This window comes from Pseudomonas sp. Pseusp15, from assembly GCF_059492165.1.
On the sequence record NZ_CP168523.1, the window covers coordinates 608,470 to 625,611 of the forward strand.

Consider the following 17,142-nt stretch of genomic DNA (forward strand, 5'->3'; position numbering starts at 1 on the left):
CGCGATGACCGAACAATTGCCCAATGGCTACAGCCCGCGCCTGTATAACCAGGACCTGGGGCCACTGCCGCAGACATGGAATTGGTACAACATCTTTGCCTTCTGGATGAGCGACGTGCACAGCGTCGGCGGCTATGTGTTCGCCGCCAGCCTGTTTGCGCTTGGGCTGGCCAGTTGGCAGGTGTTGATTGCCTTGCTCGGCGGGATTTGCATCGTGCAGTTGATCGCCAACCTGGTGGCCAAGCCGAGTCAGCAAGCCGCAGTGCCTTACCCGGTGATCTGCCGACTGGCGTTCGGGGTGTTCGGGGCGAATATTCCTGCGGTTATTCGCGGCCTGATTGCGGTGGCCTGGTACGGGATTCAAACGTACCTGGCGTCCAGTGCACTCATTATCGTCGTGCTGCGGTTTTTTCCTTCGATGGCGACCTACGCCGAACCGCACTTTGCCGGTTTGTCCTACCTCGGCTGGTTCGGTTTCCTCAGCCTGTGGTTCGTCCAGGCGCTGGTGTTCTGGACCGGCATGGAGTCGATCCGCCGCTTCATCGACTGGGCCGGCCCCGTGGTGTACGGCGTGATGTTCCTGCTCGCCGGCTGGATCGTTTGGCAGGCCGGCTGGAGCAATATCAGCTTCACCCTGGCGGAGAAATCCCTGTCTGGCTGGGAAGCCTTCGGCCAGGTGATCGTGGCAACGGCATTGGTGGTGTCGTACTTTTCCGGTCCGACCCTGAACTTCGGTGATTTCAGTCGCTACTGCCGCAGCATGAATGACGTGCGTCGCGGCAATTTCTGGGGGCTGCCAGTAAACTTTCTGGCGTTCTCGCTGGTGACCGTGGTGATCGTTTCCGGCACCTTGCCGGTGTTTGGTGAAATGCTTCACGACCCGATCGCCACCGTGGCGCGCATCGACAACAGTGTGGCGGTGCTGCTCGGCGCCTTTGCCTTCGTTACCGCGACCGTCGGCATCAACATCGTCGCCAACTTCGTGTCCCCTGCATTCGACTTCGCCAACGTCGCCCCAAGCAAAATCAGTTGGCGTGCGGGTGGCATGATCGCCGCCATGGCGTCGATCTTCATCACCCCGTGGAACCTCTTCAACAACCCCGAAGTGATTCACTACACCCTCGACGTGCTGGCGGCGTTCATTGGCCCGCTGTTCGGGATTCTGCTGGTGGATTACTACCTGATCAAAAAGCAGCACATCGATGTCGATGCGCTGTTCAATGACGGCCCGAGCGGGCGTTATTACTACAGCGGCGGAATCAACTGGACGGCGGTCAAGGCGTTGATTCCTGCCACCCTGATGGGCGTTGCGATCACTTTCATCCCAGTGTTACAGCCGATGGCCAACTTCGCCTGGTTCACCGGTTGCTTCCTCGGCGGTGTCCTGTACTTCGCATTGGCCAGGCGCGAGCAGGCGCAGCAATCGGCGGCACTGGTTATCGCGGGATGACGCAAGCGGCGATTTAAAGGTCTTTTGCAGGCACCTTTTTCTGTCCATCCGGTTAATAATCGACAGCATAATTTTTCGCCCCGGCGCCCTCTGTTCAGCAGGAGGGCCGGGGCTTTGCTTTTACTGTCGAGTCACTGCCATGAATTGTGTTATCGAGGTGTTCCGGTGAGCGCCACCCGGCGTAGCGCCGATGGGTTTGCCCTGCAAGTGATGGTCGGGCTGTGCCTGATCTGGGGTGTGCAGCAGGTGATGATCAAATGGGCCGCGCCCGACATCGCACCGGTCATGCAGGCGGCGGGGCGCTCAGGTATTTCCGCGTTGCTCGTAGGATTGTTGATTTGCTGGAAGGGCGGTTGGGATCAGGTCGGCGCTACCTGGCGCGGTGGCTTGCTGGCCGGCGCGTTGTTTGGCCTGGAGTTCTTCTTCATTGCCGAAGGCCTGCAACTGACCACGGCGGCGCACATGTCGGTGTTTCTCTACACCGCGCCGATCTTTACCGCGTTGGGTGTGCACTGGCTGCTGCCGAGTGAGCGTTTAAGACCGGTGCAGTGGCTGGGGATTTTTCTGGCGTTCATTGGCATCGCCATTGCGTTTGCCGGTGGTGTGTCCTGGGACAACCTTGACCACCGCATGTTGCTGGGCGATGCCCTGGGTGTGCTGGCCGGCGCGTCGTGGGGCGCGACCACTGTGGTGGTACGCGCCTCGCGTCTGTCGGAAGCGCCGGTGACCCTGACGCTGTTTTATCAACTGATCGTCGGCTTTGTCGGTCTGCTGCTGATCGCGATCCTCAGCGGCCAGGTCACCCATGTCAGCCTGACCACGGTGGCGGTGGCCAGCGTGCTGTTTCAGGGATTGGTGGTGTCGTTCTTCAGCTACCTGACGTGGTTCTGGCTACTGCGCCGTTACCTGGCGGCGAACCTCGCGGTGTTTTCGTTCATGACGCCGTTGTTCGGCGTCACGTTCGGCGTGGTGCTGCTGGGTGAAGAGCTGAGCCTGAACTTTGTGATCGGCGCGGTACTGGTTTTGCTCGGGATCACTTTTGTGAGCGCAGAGCAGTGGGTGCGCCGTCGTTTGCGCAAAGCACTTGGGCAACCCTGATCGGGCGCAGCAGCAAACCTGCGGCAATGATAAAACCGCCGCCGGCGATCACCAGCGCGGGTTGCAAGCCACCGCTGAAATGGCTGCTCAACGCGGCTAGCAACGGCCCGCTGAGCTGACCCACGGCGAAGCACGCGGTCAGCAGCCCGGCATTGCGCTGGGTGGCGTGGGGCGCCAGTTCCCGGGAGCGCTGCATCACCAGTTGCATGCAGGCCAGGAACGGCCCACCACACAGGATCACCCCCAGCGCCAGGCCGGCACCGCTGCCCAACAGGCAAGCAAACACCCCGGCGGCCTGTAGCCATAGCGTCGCCATCAGCCAATGACGAGTTGCGTTCGGGTTGTGCCGACGCAGGCTCACCAACACGACCCCGGTCGCCGCCGCCAGACCAAAGCACGGCCAGAACAGATCGGCTTGCCATTGCCCATGGAACTGCGCGCTGGCCATTTGTGAGAGGAAAGTGGCCGGGATGATGTAGCCCAGACCGTACAACCCATAGATTACCGGTAAGCGTCCGACGCCTTGGGCGGCCGACTTGGTGGCAAGCGGTATCACCGTTGAAGTGTCGGCCGGCTGCGGCAGGAACGGCAGAATCGCCAGCAGCATCACCAGGCCGACAGCGGCATACACCAGCCACAAGGTTGCGGACGTCTGCCCCAGCAGGTTCGAGCCCAAGGCCAACAACCCTGTCAGAAAAATCCCCAGACCCGGTCCGGCAAACACCAAGGCGCCGAGTCGCGGACGACCGGCCGCCGCTGCCAGCGGTTGGCTCAACGCGGTAATCATCACCAGCACCCAGGCACTGGCCACGCCCGTGCCGAAACGCAGCGCCAGATGCGCCCAGAACCCGTTGGCCCAGAACGAGGCCAGGGTCAGCAATACACACAACCACAAACCGCCGAGCAGGCGCCTGCGAACCTGATCGGGGCGACGGGCGAACATCGCATCCACCGCGCCGACGAAGTAACCAAGGTAGTTGGCGGCGGCAATCAGACCAGCGGCAGTCAGGTCGATCTGACCTTCGCTGAGCAAGTGCGGCAGTTGTGGGGTGAGGGCGAAACGCCCGATGCCCATGGCCATCATCAGGGCGACAAAGCTGGCGGTTAAGCGAATCAGCGGGGACATGGTCTGAGTTCCGTTTCGAGGATCAATGACCGTCAGGCTAGGACTGATTGACTTTCTTTAAAAATGAATAATAGTGAGAAACTTGTTCTTATTTGGAGAATGGCGTGGAATTCAGCCAATTGCGGATCTTCCAAGCGGTGGCGGAGGAGGGTTCCATCACCCGAGCCGCCGAACGCCTGCATCGCGTGCCCTCCAACCTGTCGACCCGGCTTAAACAGCTCGAAGAGCAACTGGGTGTCGAACTGTTCGTGCGTGAGCGTCAGCGTTTGCAGTTATCACCTGCGGGAAAAGTCCTGTTGGACTACACGGCCAAGCTGTTCGCCTTGCATGACGAAGCTCACGCGGCGGTGCAGGGCGGGCAACCGGCCGGGGATTTCGTACTGGGCACCATGTACAGCACCGCCGCAATTCACTTGCCAGAGCTGTTGGCGCGTTATCACCGCCGCTACCCGGCGGTGAACCTGCAAGTGCAGTCGGGGCCCAGCGGTGAATTGCTCGAAGGGTTGCTCACCGGGCGCCTCGATGCGGCGCTGGTGGACGGCCCGCTGGAACTGGCCGGGCTCGACGGCGTGCCGTTGTGCGACGAACGGCTGGTGTTGATCAGCGAGGCCGATCATCCGCCGGTGCGCAGTGCGCTGGATGTCGAAGGGCGTTCGGTGTTCACGTTTCGCCAGGGCTGCTCCTACCGGATGCGCCTGGAAGCCTGGTTTGCCCATGACCATGCGGCTATGGGCCGACCCATGGAGATCGAGTCTTATCCGGGAATGCTGGCCTGCGTGATTGCCGGCTCTGGCGTGGCGCTGATGTCGGAGTCGATGCTCGCCAGTCTGCCGGGGCGTGAAAGCGTGGCGGTGCACCCGTTGGCCGAGCCGTTTGCCAGCGCGACCACCTGGCTGATGTGGCGCAAAGGCATGGTCGGGGCCAACCTGAATGCGTGGATCGAGCAGCAGCAGGCGGTGTATCCGTCGACCATGGTCCAGGCCCAGGCAATTTCTTGAACTAACGTCCAAGGATTTGGATCAATTCAGTAACAGATCATTGCGATCTTGAGCGAGCATTGCGTAGGACTTCGGACTATTATCAGTGCGAAGGGGCTACAGAACTTCGGCCGCTCGGCACGACCCTGAAGGGGGGCATCATGAAAGAGAAAATCCAAAACTGGCTGCATGACCTGGGTGTCGCACTCGGTTTGATTGAACCGCCTCTGCAACCGGTGCCAATTCGCACTGATGACGAACAACGTCGCCGCCAGCAGCGCCGTCGGTAAGTCTGGCAAATCACCTGTGGCGAGGGAGCTTGCTCCCGCTGGGGCGCGCAGCGGCCCCATTCATCGCCACTCAGGTGGGTCAGCTTGAGCGCGAGTGCAGCTTGCGATTGCTGCGCAATCGAGCGGGAGCAAGCTCCCTCGCCACAGAGGTTCGTTCGGCCCATCGGATGTATTTAGCAATCCGTTTCAATACCGCCCAATCTCAATCAAAAACCGGGTCAAGTCATTCGCCGTCCTGGCAGTCTTGAGCATCCGGTCTTCTTCGGCGGTAAACGCCGTCAACCCCAACTGATCCTCCAGGCGGAAGATCAGCTCTTCAATATCCTCTTTGTCCAATCCCAACTGCATCAGGTTGGTGTTGTCGTCGAAGTCATCCTGGTTTTCCAGCAGGCGGCGGATGCGACGATGCACGGCGGCACGAACGGCGGCTCTTGTCATGAGGTCCTTCTTCGAGAACGTTATGAGGTCCTTGACGCTGAGTACAGCAGGCTTCAGGCGTGTCGGCGCTGCCACTCGTCAATCATCGAGCGCAGATACTCTCCGGAAGGCTACCGAAATGTGTTCGATCTTGAACCACTGATCGCGGCTGACGATCTTCATGGGCAAATTCCTTCAGGCGAAAAAAAACGGGTGTGGCAACCGACGCCACACCCGCCGAAGAAAGCATCAGGTCGTTATAGAAATCTTAGGCAGCGCTCGCCACTACGGCCGGGCGACGGGACAGAAGGCTGACCACCACGAAACTCACCAGGCCCACGCCGAGGCTGTAGTAGATCGGAGTATTGGCGTCCATACCGTCCTTGATCATGAACAGCAGCGCAGTGGCAAAGCCCAGGCCCATGCTGGCGATGGCGCCGGCGGTGTTTGCGCGTTTCCAGAAGATCGCGCCGATCAGCGGGATCAGCATGCCGCCCACCAACAGGTTGTAAGCCAGGGTCAGCGCGCTGATCACGTCATGTACGACCAGAGCGATGCCGAGTACGACGATGCCGGTCAACAGGGTGAACAGGCGGTTCATGCCCAGGCTCGACTGTTTGCCTCCACGCAGTTTCGGCAGCAGGTCTTCGGTCAGTGTGGTGGCAGCGGCGAGCAGGCCGGCGCTGGCGGTGGACATCATGGCCGCCAGGGCCGCGGCGATCACCAGACCACGGATACCGTCCGGCAGGGACAGTTTGACGATGGCGGCGAAAGCGTTGTTGACGTTGTCCAGGTCCGGGATCAGCACGTGAGCGGCCATGCCGATCAGGGCGCAGGCCAGGCCGTAAAGGATGCAGTAGAAGCCTGCGAAGGTACCGGCGACCTGAGCCACTTTGGCGCTCTTGACGGTGAACACACGCTGCCAGATGTCTTGGCCGATCAGGATCCCGAAGAAGTAGATCATGAAGTAGGTGATGATGGTGTCCCAGCCAATCGTGGTGAAGCTGAAGGCAGTGGCCGGCAGTTTCAACACCAATTCATCCCAGCCGCCAACGCGGTACAGGCAGATCGGCAACAGGATGAACATCAGGCCCACGGTCTTGATCACGAACTGGACGATGTCGGTCAAGGTCAGGGACCACATGCCGCCGATCGCAGAGTAGATCACCACCACGCCACCGCCGAGCAATACCGAGACCCAGAACGGCAGGCCGAACAGCACTTGCAGTACGGTGCCGATTGCCAGGATAGAAACTACGCCGATCATCAGTGCATACGCCAGCATGATCACCGCGCTCGCGGAGCGGGCCATCGGGTTGTAGCGTTTTTCCAGCACTTGGGTAACGGTGTAGATTTTCAGTTTCAGCAGCGGTTTGGCGAGGAACAGGTTCAGCGCCACGATCCCGCAGCCGAGTGCCGCGCACAGCCAGAAACCGGAGATGCCATGGACGTAGCCCAGGCGCACGGTGCCGACGGTGGACGCGCCGCCCAGAACGGTGGCGGCCATGGTGCCCATGTACATGCTCGGGCCGAGGTTGCGACCGGCGACCAAAAAGTCTTCGTTGGTCTTGGCCTTGCGCATGCCGTAATAGCCGAGCATCAGCATCGCGGCGGCGTAGATGAGTACGACGAATAAATCCAAAGCCATGATGGCGTGTCTCCGATTGTCTTTTTTATGGTGAGGCTGAATAGCAATATGGCCATGAGACCGCTTTTTGTGGCGAGGGAGCTTGCTCCCGCTGGGCTGCGAAGCATCCCCAAATCCTGCAACCAGGTTTCTTCTGGAGAACGCCATTAACCTGTTTTGCGACTGCTGCGCAGTCGAGCGGGAGCAAGCTCCCTCGCCACGGAAGTTCTGTTGACCACCGTGTTGAATCAGGCGGCTTGTCGCATCGCCGGTTTACCGAGCGAATCCGTGCCCTTGCTGCGTGCATCGTTGGGGCCGAACACCGCAGCCGACTCCGGGAACAGGCTCAGCAGCGTCAGGTACACCAGCGAAGCCAGGCCGAGGGTTACCGGCAGGCTGATGTCGATCCCGCCGGCCAGATTGCCGAGCGGCCCGACAAACTGCCCCGGCAGGTTCACGAAGCACAAACCGACCGCGGCACTCGGGATCCAGGCGCCCAGACCACGCCAGTTCCAGCCGTGGGTGAACCAGTAGCGGCCACCTTTTTCGCCACGGGTGAACACTTGCAGGTCATCCGGGCAGTAGAAGCCGCGACGCACCAGCAGGCCGATGATCATGATCACCATCCATGGGGTGGTGCAGGTGATGATCAGCACGGCGAAGGTCGACACGCTCTGCACCAGGTTCGCTGCAAAGCGCCCGATGAAGATGAAGGCAATCGACATCACGCCGATCAGCAGCGTCGCTTTAACCCGCGACAGGACCCGTGGAAACACACTGGACATGTCCAGCCCGGTGCCATACAGCGACGTGGTGCCGGTGGACATGCCGCCAATCACCGCAATCAGGCACACCGGCAGGAAGAACCAGCTCGGCGATACCGCCAGCAGGCCGCCGACGTAGTTGTTGGCCGCGATGTAGTCCGGTGCCTTGATCGCTACGATGGTGGCGGTGGCCAGGCCGAACAGGAACGGGATGAAGGTCGCGATCTGCGAGATCACCACGGCAGCCATGATCCGGCGCTTGGAGGTGTCACGCGGGATGTAGCGCGACCAGTCGCCGAGGAACGCCCCGAAGGAAATCGGGTTACTCATCGCCACCAGCGCAGCGCCGATGAAAGCCGCCCAGAAACCCGGTTGACCGAGGCTGACGCTGCCGGCGTAGTTCACATCGAAAGGACCGGCGAAGGCGAAGACGCCCAGCAGAAACAGCAGGCTGGCGCTCCACACGGCGATCTTGTTGACCCACAGCAGGAAGCGGAAGCCGTAGATGCACACTGTCAGCACCAGGATCGCGAACAGACCGTAGGCCAGGCCCAGGGTCAGGTCGGTTTCCGGCAGGCCGATCAGGCGTTTCGCACCACCGATCAGCGCATCACCCGAACTCCATACCGAGAGCGAGAAGAAGGCGATAGCGGTCAACAGCGACAGGAACGAACCGACGATCCGCCCGTGCACGCCGAAGTGCGCACCGGACGACACGGCGTTGTTGGTGCCATTGAGTGGACCGAACAGGCCCATCGGCGCGAGGATCAGCGAGCCCAGCAACACGCCCAGCACAATCGCCCAGACGCCCGCCTGAAAAGACAGGCCGAACAGTACCGGGAAACTGCCGAGCACGGCGGTGGCGAAGGTGTTGGAACCGCCGAAGATCATCCGGAACAAGTCCGTCGGGCCTGCGGTGCGTTCGTTGTCCGGGATCTGCTCGACCCCGTAGGTTTCAATTTGCGTAAGGCTTTGGTCTTTGTTGTTGTTATTCATGATCTGCTCCGATCATAAAGGCGCGCTCATCGTGCGTGAGCGTCACCTGTTTGGCTAAGGGGGTGGCAGCCCTTCCGGCATTGCGGACAAATGTTCATGGCAGGCCAGCCAAAGGCCTTGTTGTTCTTGGCCAGACGCCTGTTTCTTGAAAACAATCGTCTCGCGTTCCTGGCTGAAGTGTTGCTCCCCTTGCATGCGCAGCTCGGTGGCCACGTCATGGATGAAAATCGCCACGTCACCCTGCAGGCTGACGAAGGCGTTGCTCGAGGTGCACGACAGCACCTCGAAGCCGTCCTCGGCACGCCAGCTGTCCCACAACGCCTGGTAGGCATCGCGCGACAGCAGGGGCTGCTCGAGGGTGTAGAACACGAAGCTGGCGTCGATGCTGAATGCGCCGAAGTAGGCTTCGCGATCGTTTCGGGCAAAGGCCGACACCAGTTCGGCGGCGGCATTGAGTACCTGATCACGTTCGTTCATGACCGATCCTCAGCGATGGACCACGCCTGGCAGTACGCAGAGCATTTCGTACAACAGGTTGGCGCCCAGCAGCGAGGTGTTGCCGGTGGTGTCGTACGCTGGCGAGACTTCTACCAAATCGCAGCCGACCAGGTCGAGGCCTTGGCAACCGCGCACGATTTCAATCGCCTGAATGGTCGTCAGACCGCCGATTTCCGGGGTGCCGGTGCCAGGTGCCCAGGCCGGATCGATGCCGTCGATATCGAAACTCAGGTACACCGGACCGTCGCCGACTTTCTCGCGAACTTCGGCCATCAGCGGCGCCAGGGATTTGTGCCAGCATTCTTCAGCCTGAACCACACGGAAGCCTTGATTGCGGCTCCAGTTGAAGTCATCAGCGGTGTAGCCCTGAGCCCGCAGGCCAATTTGCACTACACGGTCGCAATCCAGAAGACCTTCTTCTACCGCGCGACGGAAGGTGGTGCCGTGGGCGATTTTCTCGCCGAACATGTGATCGTTCACATCCGCGTGAGCGTCGATGTGCACCAGGCCGACCTTGCCGTGCTTTTTATGGATGGCACGCAGGATCGGCAGGGTGATGGTGTGGTCGCCGCCCAGCGTCAGGGGGATCACATCGTGTTCGAGGATATTGTCGTAGGCCTCTTCGATGATCCGCACGGCGTCCAGCAGGTTGAAGGTGTTGATCGCCACGTCACCGATGTCGGCAACCGACAGCGAATCGAACGGCGCAGCGCCGGTGGCCATGTTGTACGGACGGATCATCACCGATTCAGCGCGGATTTCACGCGGCCCGAAACGGGTGCCGGGGCGCAGGGACGTGCCGATGTCCAGCGGGATGCCGATAAAGGCAGCGTCCAGGCCGGCAGCGGATGGCAAATGGGGGAGTCGCAGCATGGTGGCGATGCCGCCGAAGCGCGGCATTTCATTGCCGCCCAGTGGTTGGTGAAGAATCTTGTCCACGGGTAAGGCCTCATCGTCGTTGTTTTATTTATGCAGGTAAGCCGCTCGGGGAGAGACGGGCACCGCTGTGGGCCGATTCTGCGAAATGCAGTGGCCGGGAAGAATCGCTACGGGCAAATACTTAGTTCAGATTTTTCTAAACTAATGGCGGGCGGGAAGATAGACTCCCCACCATGCACCGAACCCTTGTGGCGAGGGGGCTTGCTCCCGCTGGGCTGCGAAGCGGCCCCAAAACCATTAAGCCCGGTTGCATCGGGCAGACCGCATGAGTCGGGTTTACGACTGCTTCGCAGCCGAGCGGGAGCAAGCTCCCTCGCCACAAAAGCAACATGCACTACCTTGCAATGGAGCCCCCCCATGGCCAACGCTTTACCCGACCTGAAACTATTGCGCATCTTCGTCAGCGTGGTCCGCCATCAGGGGTTCGCCAACGCCCAGCACGAGCTCAATCTCTCGACGTCGGCCATCAGCACCTATATGAGCCAGCTCGAAGCGGCCCTCGGCCTGGTGCTGTGCCATCGTGGTCGCGGCGGTTTCAGCCTGACCAGCAAGGGCGAGCTGTTCCATCAGGAAACCCTGCGTCTGTTGGCCGAACTCGAAGGTTTCGAACAATACGCCGCCGCCCTCAAAGGCGAATTGCGCGGCACGTTGAACCTGGGGGTGATCGATTCCACCGTCAGCGACAAGGCCTTGCCGTTCGCCGAAGCCATCGGCGCCTACAGCCAGGAACACCCGGCGGTGCACTTGCATCTCTCGGTCATGAGCCCATACGAACTGCAACTCGGCGTGCAGGACAACCGCCTCGACCTGGCCATCGGTGCCTTTTCCACGCGCATGAGCGGTCTGGTCTACATGCCGCTCTACCGCGAACAGCACTGGCTGTATTGCAGCAGCCGTCATCCGCTGTTCAACGAGCGGCGCATCCCCGAACAGGTCATCACCCAACAACGCATGGTCGGTCGCGGCTATTGGAGCCAGGCCGAACTGGCGCGTCATGGTTTCAAGCACAGCGCGGCGACCGTGGAAAGTATGGAGGCCCAATTGATTCTGGTGCTGTCCGGCGCCTACATCGGTTACCTGCCGGAGCACTACGCCCAGGCCTGGGCCGACAAGGGGGATTTGCGCGTGCTGCTGCCGGCGACGTTCGGTTATCAGGCGCCATTCTCGATGATCGTGCGCCGTGGCCGTAGCCGCGAGCCGCTGATCCAGACCTTCCGTGATTTGCTCAAAGCACAGCTCAATCAGGCTTAAGAAAATGTCCAGAATCCAGTGCCCGCGCTGCCTGCGCCCGCAAACCCATTGTCTGTGCCCACTGATCCCAAGCCTGGATAGCCGCACGCGGGTGTTGCTGTTGCAGCATCCGAGTGAAGTGAACCATGCATTGAATACCGCACGATTGGCTGCGTTGGGACTCAAGAATGCCGAGTTGATCGTGGGCGAGGTGTTTGAGGATTTGCCGGCGTTGTTGCATCGGCCGGGCTATCAGGCGCGGCTGTTGTTTCCCGGTGAAGATGCGCAGCCGATGCAGGCGTACACCGCGAGTGATAAGCCGCTGCTGCTGGTGGTTCCGGACGGTACCTGGCGCAAGGCGCGCAAGATGCTGCACCTCAATCCGTTGCTGGCGGCGTTGCCGAGAGTGACCCTGGCTGAGGGCGGGGTGTCCCGTTATCGCTTGCGCAAGGCACCGGGGCCGGGGGCATTGTCGACGGTGGAGGCGATTGTGCAGGCGTTGCAGACCCTCGAAGCACCGAGCAGTTTCGAGCCGTTATTAAAGCCGTTCGAGGCGCTGATCGAGGGGCAGATCGCGGCGATGGGGGAGGAGACCTATCAGAAGAATCACGGCCGGTGATGACTTGTGGCGAGGGAGCTTGCTCCCGCTGGGCTGCGCAGCAGCCCCAAAACCATTCAGCCTGTGTGTCAGGGAAATCATGCTGACAGGTTTTGGGAGCGCTTCGCACTCCAGCGGGAGCAAGCTCCCTCGCCACAGGGACAGCGTGAGACTTAGCGTTCGCGCATCGCCTCGGTCCGTGCCTTCAACACCGGTTTAAGCAGGTAATCCAGCACGCTTTTCTCCCCGGTAATAATGTCCACCGTCGCCACCATCCCCGGAATGATCAGCAGCGGTTTCACATCCCCGCCCAAGTGATTCTTGTCGGTCCTGACTTGAATCAGATAAAAGCTGTTGCCCTTGTCATCGGTAATGGTGTCCGCCCCGATCAACTCAAGCCTGGCACTCAACCCGCCATAAATCGTGTAGTCATAAGCGCTGAACTTGACCATGGCTTTCTGGCCCGGGTGCAGGAACGCCACGTCCTGAGGGCGGACCTTGGCCTCGATCAGCAGATTGTCCTCCATGGGCACGATTTCCACCATGTCGCTGCCCGGCTGAACCACGCCGCCGATGGTATTGACCTTCAGCACTTTGATGATGCCGTGAACCGGCGACACCACGGTGGTGCGCGTTACCCGGTCGTCGATGGCAATGCTCGTGGCGGTGATTTTCGACAGGTCGGTGCGTTTTTCATTCAGCTCTTTCGCCGCGTCCGAGCGGAAGGATTGTTCGGACTCGTCGATCTTGCTTTTGATCTCATTGATCGCCGATTCCGCCCGGGGAATCGCCAGGGTCGTGGCGTTCAACGAGCCGCGGATTTCCACCGCGCTACGTTTGAGCCGCAGGATTTCCACCGGTGACACCGCCCCGGTGCCCACCAGCGGCGCCGACATGTTCATCTCTTGTTGCAGCAGCGCCAGGCTGGAGCTGAACTGCCCCTGTTTGGAACGGAATTCCGCCAGCTCCTGGGTTTTTTGCCGAAGTTGTTCGGTCAAGGTGCGCTGTTCGCTGGCCAGTCGGCGTTGGCGTTGTTCATACAGCGAGCGTTCGTCCTCGGCCACTTGCGGCGCCTTGGCGATCACTTCCTGCGACAGTGTGAATGGCCGGCCTTCCGCTTCGGCGGACAATCGTTCGACCTGCGCGATCAAGGCATAGCGGTCCGCTTCGCTTTCGCCCTTATTCGACAGGAATCGCGTGTCATCCAGGCGCAGCAAGGTGTCGCCCTTGTTCACCATTTGCCCTTCGCGAACGAAAATCTCGGTGACGATGCCGCCTTCCAGGTTCTGGATCACCTGTATCTTGCTCGACGGAATCGCCTTGCCTTCGCCCATGGTGACTTCCTGCAACACGGCGAATTTGGCCCAGACCAGCGCGCTGATCAGCAGCGCCGCCGCCAGCCACACGGTGATCCGCGACCAGCGCGGTGAATCCTGCAACGAGGCGCCGGCGGTTTCCGGCATGAACTCGCTCTCGGCACTTTTGCTGAAACTGCCGAAGTAGCTTCGGTCTTGCGCTGTGTCGGATGATGAACGGGCCATGGGGCGCTCCTAAACCGTCGCAGAGCCGACACGGCCCTTGCGCAATGCATCGATCACCGCTTCTTTCGGGCCGTCGGCGACGATCCGCCCGTTGTCCAGCACCACCAGCCGATCCACCAGGCTGAGCATCGAACTGCGGTGGGTGACCAACAGCACTGTTTTGCCCTGGACCCAGCCGTGGAGTTTCTGCCGCAGAAGGTCTTCGCTGCTGTTGTCCATGGCGCTGGTCGGTTCGTCGAGCAGCATGATTGGCGGATCAAGCAACAAGGCCCGCGCCAGCAACACCGCTTGCCGTTGCCCACCCGACAGCAGTTGACCACGCTCGCCCACCGGCCGATCAAACCCTTGTGGATGCTGACGCGCCAGTTCAGTCACGCCGGTCAGCTCAGCGACTTCAAGCATCCGGGCATCGCTGACATAACGGGCGCCGAGGGTCAGGTTGTCGCGCAGGCTGCCGGCCAACAAGGGCAGGTCGTGGGCGACGTAGCCGATCTGTTGACGCAGGTCGGCGACGTCCAGTTGCCGCAGGTCCAGGCCATCGAGCAGCAACTGGCCTTCTTCCGGCGCGTAGAAACCCATCACCAGCCGCGCCAAGGTGCTTTTGCCCGAGCCGCTACGGCCGATGATGCCGATCCGCTCGCCCGGTTTCATGCTGAAGCTGACGTTGGCCAGGGCCGGCGCGTTCTGGCCGTTGTAGTGGAACGTTACGCCGCAGACGTCCAGGGCGCCTTGCAGTTGCGTGCGCTCCAGTGGCCGCTGCCTGGCGTCGCGCTCTTGCGGCAACGACATCAGCGAATCGGTGCTTTTCATGGTCAGTTGCGCTTGCTGGTAACGGGTAATCAACCCGGCGATCTGCCCCAGCGGCGCGAGCACGCGGCTGCCGAGCATGTAGCTTGCCACCAGCGCACCGACGCTGAGGTTGCCGGCGATGATGCTATAGACCCCGGCGACGATGGTCGCCATGCCGGAAAACTGCTGAATGAACAGCGTGCCGTTGGTGGCCAGCGCGGAGAGGTTGCGCGCATGGCTGTCGAGGCGGGTGAGGGCGCCGTGGGTGCTTTCCCATTTGTGCTGGCGCTCGCTTTCAGCGCTGCAGGCCTTGAGGGTTTCCAGGCCGCCGAGGGTTTCGATCAGCAGGGCCTGGCGTTCGGCACCGAGGCTCAGACTCTTCTGCACGGTGTCGCGCAGGCGCGCCTGAATCACCATGGCGAAGAGAATCGTGATGGGGAAGGCCAGCAGTGGAATCACCACCAGCCAGCCGCCGAGCAGGCCGATGACTACCAGCATCAGCACAGCGAAGGGCATGTCGATCAGGCTGGTCAGCGTGACGGCGGTGAGAAACTCCCGCAGGCCCTGGAAGTCATGAATGCTCTGGGCGAAACCACCGATGGTCGCGGGTCGCGCTTTCATCGCCATGCCGGTGATGCGTTCGAACAGGGTCGCTGAAAGAATCACGTCGGTTTTCTTCCCGGCAGTGTCCAGCAAGTGCGCACGAACCACCCGCAGCACCAACTCAAAACCGGTGCCGATCAGCAGGCCGATCGACAGCACCCACAAGGTTGAAGTGGCCTGGTTCGGCACCACCCGGTCGTAGGTCTGCATCACGAACAGCGGCACCATCAGGCCCAGCAGGTTGATCAGGAAACTTGCCAGAATCGCATCGCTGTACAGCCATTTCGACAGCTTCAGCGTGTCGCGAAACCACGCCTCGACCCGCGGCACCAGCGGCGCGCGCAAGTCTTCGAGTTCATGCCGTGGCCGGGCGAACAAGGCCTGGCCGCTGTAGTTGGCGGCCAGCTCGTCCGTACTGACCCACTGTTCTCCGCCGTCGGCTTCGCTGGGCAGAATCAGCGCCTGACCATCGTCGCCCCAACGGCGCAAGACCGCGCAGCGGCCATGGTTGAGGATCAGCATCACCGGCAGGTTGAGCGCGGAAATATCCGCCAGTTCACGGCGCAGCACCCGCGCCTGCAAACTGGCCCGGGCCGCTGCGCGCGGCAGCAGGTCCAGGCTCAAGCGTTGGTGTGCCATTGGCAGCCCGGCACTCAGGCTGGCACGACTGACCGTCGCGCCGTGGAGTTTGCAGAGAATCAACAGGCCGTCCAGAAGCGGATCATCGAAACTAAGACGCGGATCGACACCCGTGTTGCCGGTTTCCATGCTGGTCACATTGATCGCTCCTACACGGCGTTACTTCATTTGAGTTCAGGCAAGCGCGCTTCGTTTTTCACTTCGGTGGCGGCGATCGCATCGGCGGGCAGCACCACCCGTTGCTTGCTCAACAACTGGCCCATGTTCGCCAGCACGCGGTACATCGAGAACTCCTCGGTGTAGCGCACTTCGGTGTAGCGGCGGTTGGCGTTGTAGAGCTCGTTCTCACTGTCGAGCAAGTCGAGCAGAGTCCGTTGGCCGAGACCGAACTGATCCTGATACGCCGCCCGTACTCGGGTGGTGGTTTCGGCGTATTCACGGGCGGTCGGGGTTTGTTTCTTGGCGTTTTGCATGGCGTTCCAGGCCAGGTGGATGTTCTCGTTGAGCTGGCGCAATGCGTTGTTGCGGATGTCCATCGCCTGGTTGATCTGATGCGCATCGGAGGCCAGCCGGGCCTTGTCGCTGCCGCCACGGAACAGGTTGTAGTTCATCACCACGCCCACTCGCCATTCGTTGTCGTGGCCTTGATCGCCCTGCACATTGTTGTTGGCGCCCACTGCCGCTTCGGCGTCGAAGCGTGGGTAGAACGGCGACTTGGCGACTTCGTACTGGCTCTCGGCCGATTGCACGTCAGCCTGGGCGGATTTCAGGTACGGGTTGTTTTCCACCATGCTCTGCTGGGCTTCGGGCAGGGTGGCGGGCAGTTCGCCACGGGTCGACGGCGGCGCTTCGAGTTCATCGGGCATGCGCCCCACGACGCTGTAGAAATTCGCTTCGGCATCGGCCAGATCGACTTCGGCGGTGTCGAGGTTGTTTTGCGCCAGTGCCCGGCGAGCGGTGGACTGGTCGGCGTCGGCGTTGCTGCCGATCCCACGCTGGGTACGCAGGCCGATCTGATCGTTGACCCGCATGTGCGCTTGCAGATTGTTCTTGGCCAGGGTCACCAGTTCGCGGCGCTTGAGCACTTCGAGGTACACCTCAATGGTGCGCAGGGCCAGGTCCTGGGCGGTGCCTTGAGCGTAATAGGCCCGCGAGTTGGACACGCCTTTGGTGCGCGCGACCTCGTTGGCGGTGTTGAAACCATCAAACAGCATTTGCCGCAGGCGCAGTTCCGACTGGGTGTAGGTGAGGATTTCGGTGTTGTGATTGCCTCGCGACCGGGTGGTGGTGTTATCGCTGTAGCCGCGACCATAGGCGGCGTTCAAATCCACCGATGGATAAAAGCCCCCTTTAGCGACTTTAATCTGCTCGTCGGCCGAGAGCCGGGCATCGACCCGAGACGCCAGTTCCGGGTGGGTCGCAATGGTGCTCTGGATCGCCTCGGTCAATGACATCGCCTGAGCCTGAGAAGCGCAGGCCATGGCCAGCAGAATCGCACTGCAAAGGGGGGTTAAAACGCGCATGGGTGCATCTCCCTGATTCCTGATGGTGCTTAGCGGT

At 61.2% G+C, this 17,142-nt stretch carries 15 protein-coding genes; 6 read left to right on the forward strand and 9 right to left on the reverse strand.

Annotated features, from left to right (window positions below):
* The first annotated feature begins 4 nt into the window (after positions 1 to 4).
* Both ACEN8R_RS02925 and ACEN8R_RS02930 read left to right on the forward strand, forming a co-directional pair.
* Positions 5 to 1,450, forward strand: coding sequence for an NCS1 family nucleobase:cation symporter-1 (locus ACEN8R_RS02925; RefSeq protein WP_018929899.1), 1,446 nt, complete (start codon positions 5 to 7; stop codon positions 1,448 to 1,450).
* 165 nt (positions 1,451 to 1,615) lie between these two features.
* The gene (locus ACEN8R_RS02930) at positions 1,616 to 2,548 is read left to right on the forward strand and encodes a DMT family transporter (protein WP_018929900.1); all 933 of its coding nucleotides are present in this window, start codon (positions 1,616 to 1,618) and stop codon (positions 2,546 to 2,548) included.
* On the opposite strand, the gene ACEN8R_RS02935 is transcribed toward ACEN8R_RS02930, so the two are convergent.
* Entirely contained in the window at positions 2,484 to 3,674 is a 1,191-nt protein-coding gene (locus ACEN8R_RS02935) for an MFS transporter (protein WP_018929901.1), read from the reverse strand. The genes ACEN8R_RS02930 and ACEN8R_RS02935 overlap by 65 nt on opposite strands.
* Before the next feature lie 104 nt (positions 3,675 to 3,778).
* Here ACEN8R_RS02935 and ptrR point away from each other — a divergent pair, with 104 nt between their 5' ends.
* Positions 3,779 to 4,672 (forward strand): putrescine utilization regulator PtrR, encoded by an 894-nt coding sequence (gene ptrR / locus ACEN8R_RS02940; protein ID WP_018929902.1) that lies wholly within the window; start codon positions 3,779 to 3,781, stop codon positions 4,670 to 4,672.
* Positions 4,673 to 4,812: 140 nt separating this feature from the next.
* Positions 4,813 to 4,941 (forward strand): PA1414 family protein, encoded by a 129-nt coding sequence (locus ACEN8R_RS02945; RefSeq protein WP_007914492.1) that lies wholly within the window; start codon positions 4,813 to 4,815, stop codon positions 4,939 to 4,941.
* A 186-nt stretch (positions 4,942 to 5,127) separates the two neighbouring features.
* On the opposite strand, the gene ACEN8R_RS02950 is transcribed toward ACEN8R_RS02945, so the two are convergent.
* The 5 genes from ACEN8R_RS02950 to speB all read right to left on the reverse strand — a co-directional run bounded on the left by ACEN8R_RS02950 (position 5,128) and on the right by speB (position 10,182).
* Complete coding sequence (locus tag ACEN8R_RS02950) at positions 5,128 to 5,379, reverse strand: acyl carrier protein (protein WP_026286702.1); 252 nt, start codon at positions 5,377 to 5,379, stop codon at positions 5,128 to 5,130.
* 247 nt (positions 5,380 to 5,626) lie between these two features.
* The gene (locus ACEN8R_RS02955) at positions 5,627 to 7,006 is read right to left on the reverse strand and encodes a sodium:solute symporter family protein (RefSeq protein WP_018929904.1); all 1,380 of its coding nucleotides are present in this window, start codon (positions 7,004 to 7,006) and stop codon (positions 5,627 to 5,629) included.
* 227 nt (positions 7,007 to 7,233) lie between these two features.
* The gene (locus tag ACEN8R_RS02960; RefSeq protein ID WP_018929905.1) at positions 7,234 to 8,745 is read right to left on the reverse strand and encodes a purine-cytosine permease family protein; all 1,512 of its coding nucleotides are present in this window, start codon (positions 8,743 to 8,745) and stop codon (positions 7,234 to 7,236) included.
* 54 nt (positions 8,746 to 8,799) lie between these two features.
* Complete coding sequence (locus tag ACEN8R_RS02965; protein WP_018929906.1) at positions 8,800 to 9,222, reverse strand: YybH family protein; 423 nt, start codon at positions 9,220 to 9,222, stop codon at positions 8,800 to 8,802.
* Positions 9,223 to 9,231: 9 nt separating this feature from the next.
* Positions 9,232 to 10,182 (reverse strand): agmatinase, encoded by a 951-nt coding sequence (speB, locus tag ACEN8R_RS02970; RefSeq protein WP_007942156.1) that lies wholly within the window; start codon positions 10,180 to 10,182, stop codon positions 9,232 to 9,234.
* Positions 10,183 to 10,539: 357 nt separating this feature from the next.
* Here speB and ACEN8R_RS02975 point away from each other — a divergent pair, with 357 nt between their 5' ends.
* The gene (locus tag ACEN8R_RS02975) at positions 10,540 to 11,433 is read left to right on the forward strand and encodes a LysR family transcriptional regulator (protein ID WP_007938472.1); all 894 of its coding nucleotides are present in this window, start codon (positions 10,540 to 10,542) and stop codon (positions 11,431 to 11,433) included.
* Positions 11,434 to 11,437: 4 nt separating this feature from the next.
* Positions 11,438 to 12,031, forward strand: a complete 594-nt coding sequence (locus ACEN8R_RS02980; protein ID WP_026286703.1) for a tRNA-uridine aminocarboxypropyltransferase — start codon at positions 11,438 to 11,440, stop codon at positions 12,029 to 12,031.
* A gap of 152 nt (positions 12,032 to 12,183) precedes the next feature.
* Here the strand turns inward: ACEN8R_RS02980 and ACEN8R_RS02985 are convergent, their stop codons facing one another.
* From ACEN8R_RS02985 to ACEN8R_RS02995, 3 genes are read right to left on the reverse strand one after another with little or no spacing between them, the layout of a single operon-like run.
* The gene (locus ACEN8R_RS02985) at positions 12,184 to 13,551 is read right to left on the reverse strand and encodes an HlyD family type I secretion periplasmic adaptor subunit (protein ID WP_018929909.1); all 1,368 of its coding nucleotides are present in this window, start codon (positions 13,549 to 13,551) and stop codon (positions 12,184 to 12,186) included.
* A gap of 9 nt (positions 13,552 to 13,560) precedes the next feature.
* Positions 13,561 to 15,720, reverse strand: a complete 2,160-nt coding sequence (locus tag ACEN8R_RS02990) for a type I secretion system permease/ATPase (protein WP_018929910.1) — start codon at positions 15,718 to 15,720, stop codon at positions 13,561 to 13,563.
* A 26-nt stretch (positions 15,721 to 15,746) separates the two neighbouring features.
* The gene (locus ACEN8R_RS02995; RefSeq protein WP_019648053.1) at positions 15,747 to 17,105 is read right to left on the reverse strand and encodes a TolC family outer membrane protein; all 1,359 of its coding nucleotides are present in this window, start codon (positions 17,103 to 17,105) and stop codon (positions 15,747 to 15,749) included.
* Positions 17,106 to 17,142 lie beyond the last annotated feature (37 nt).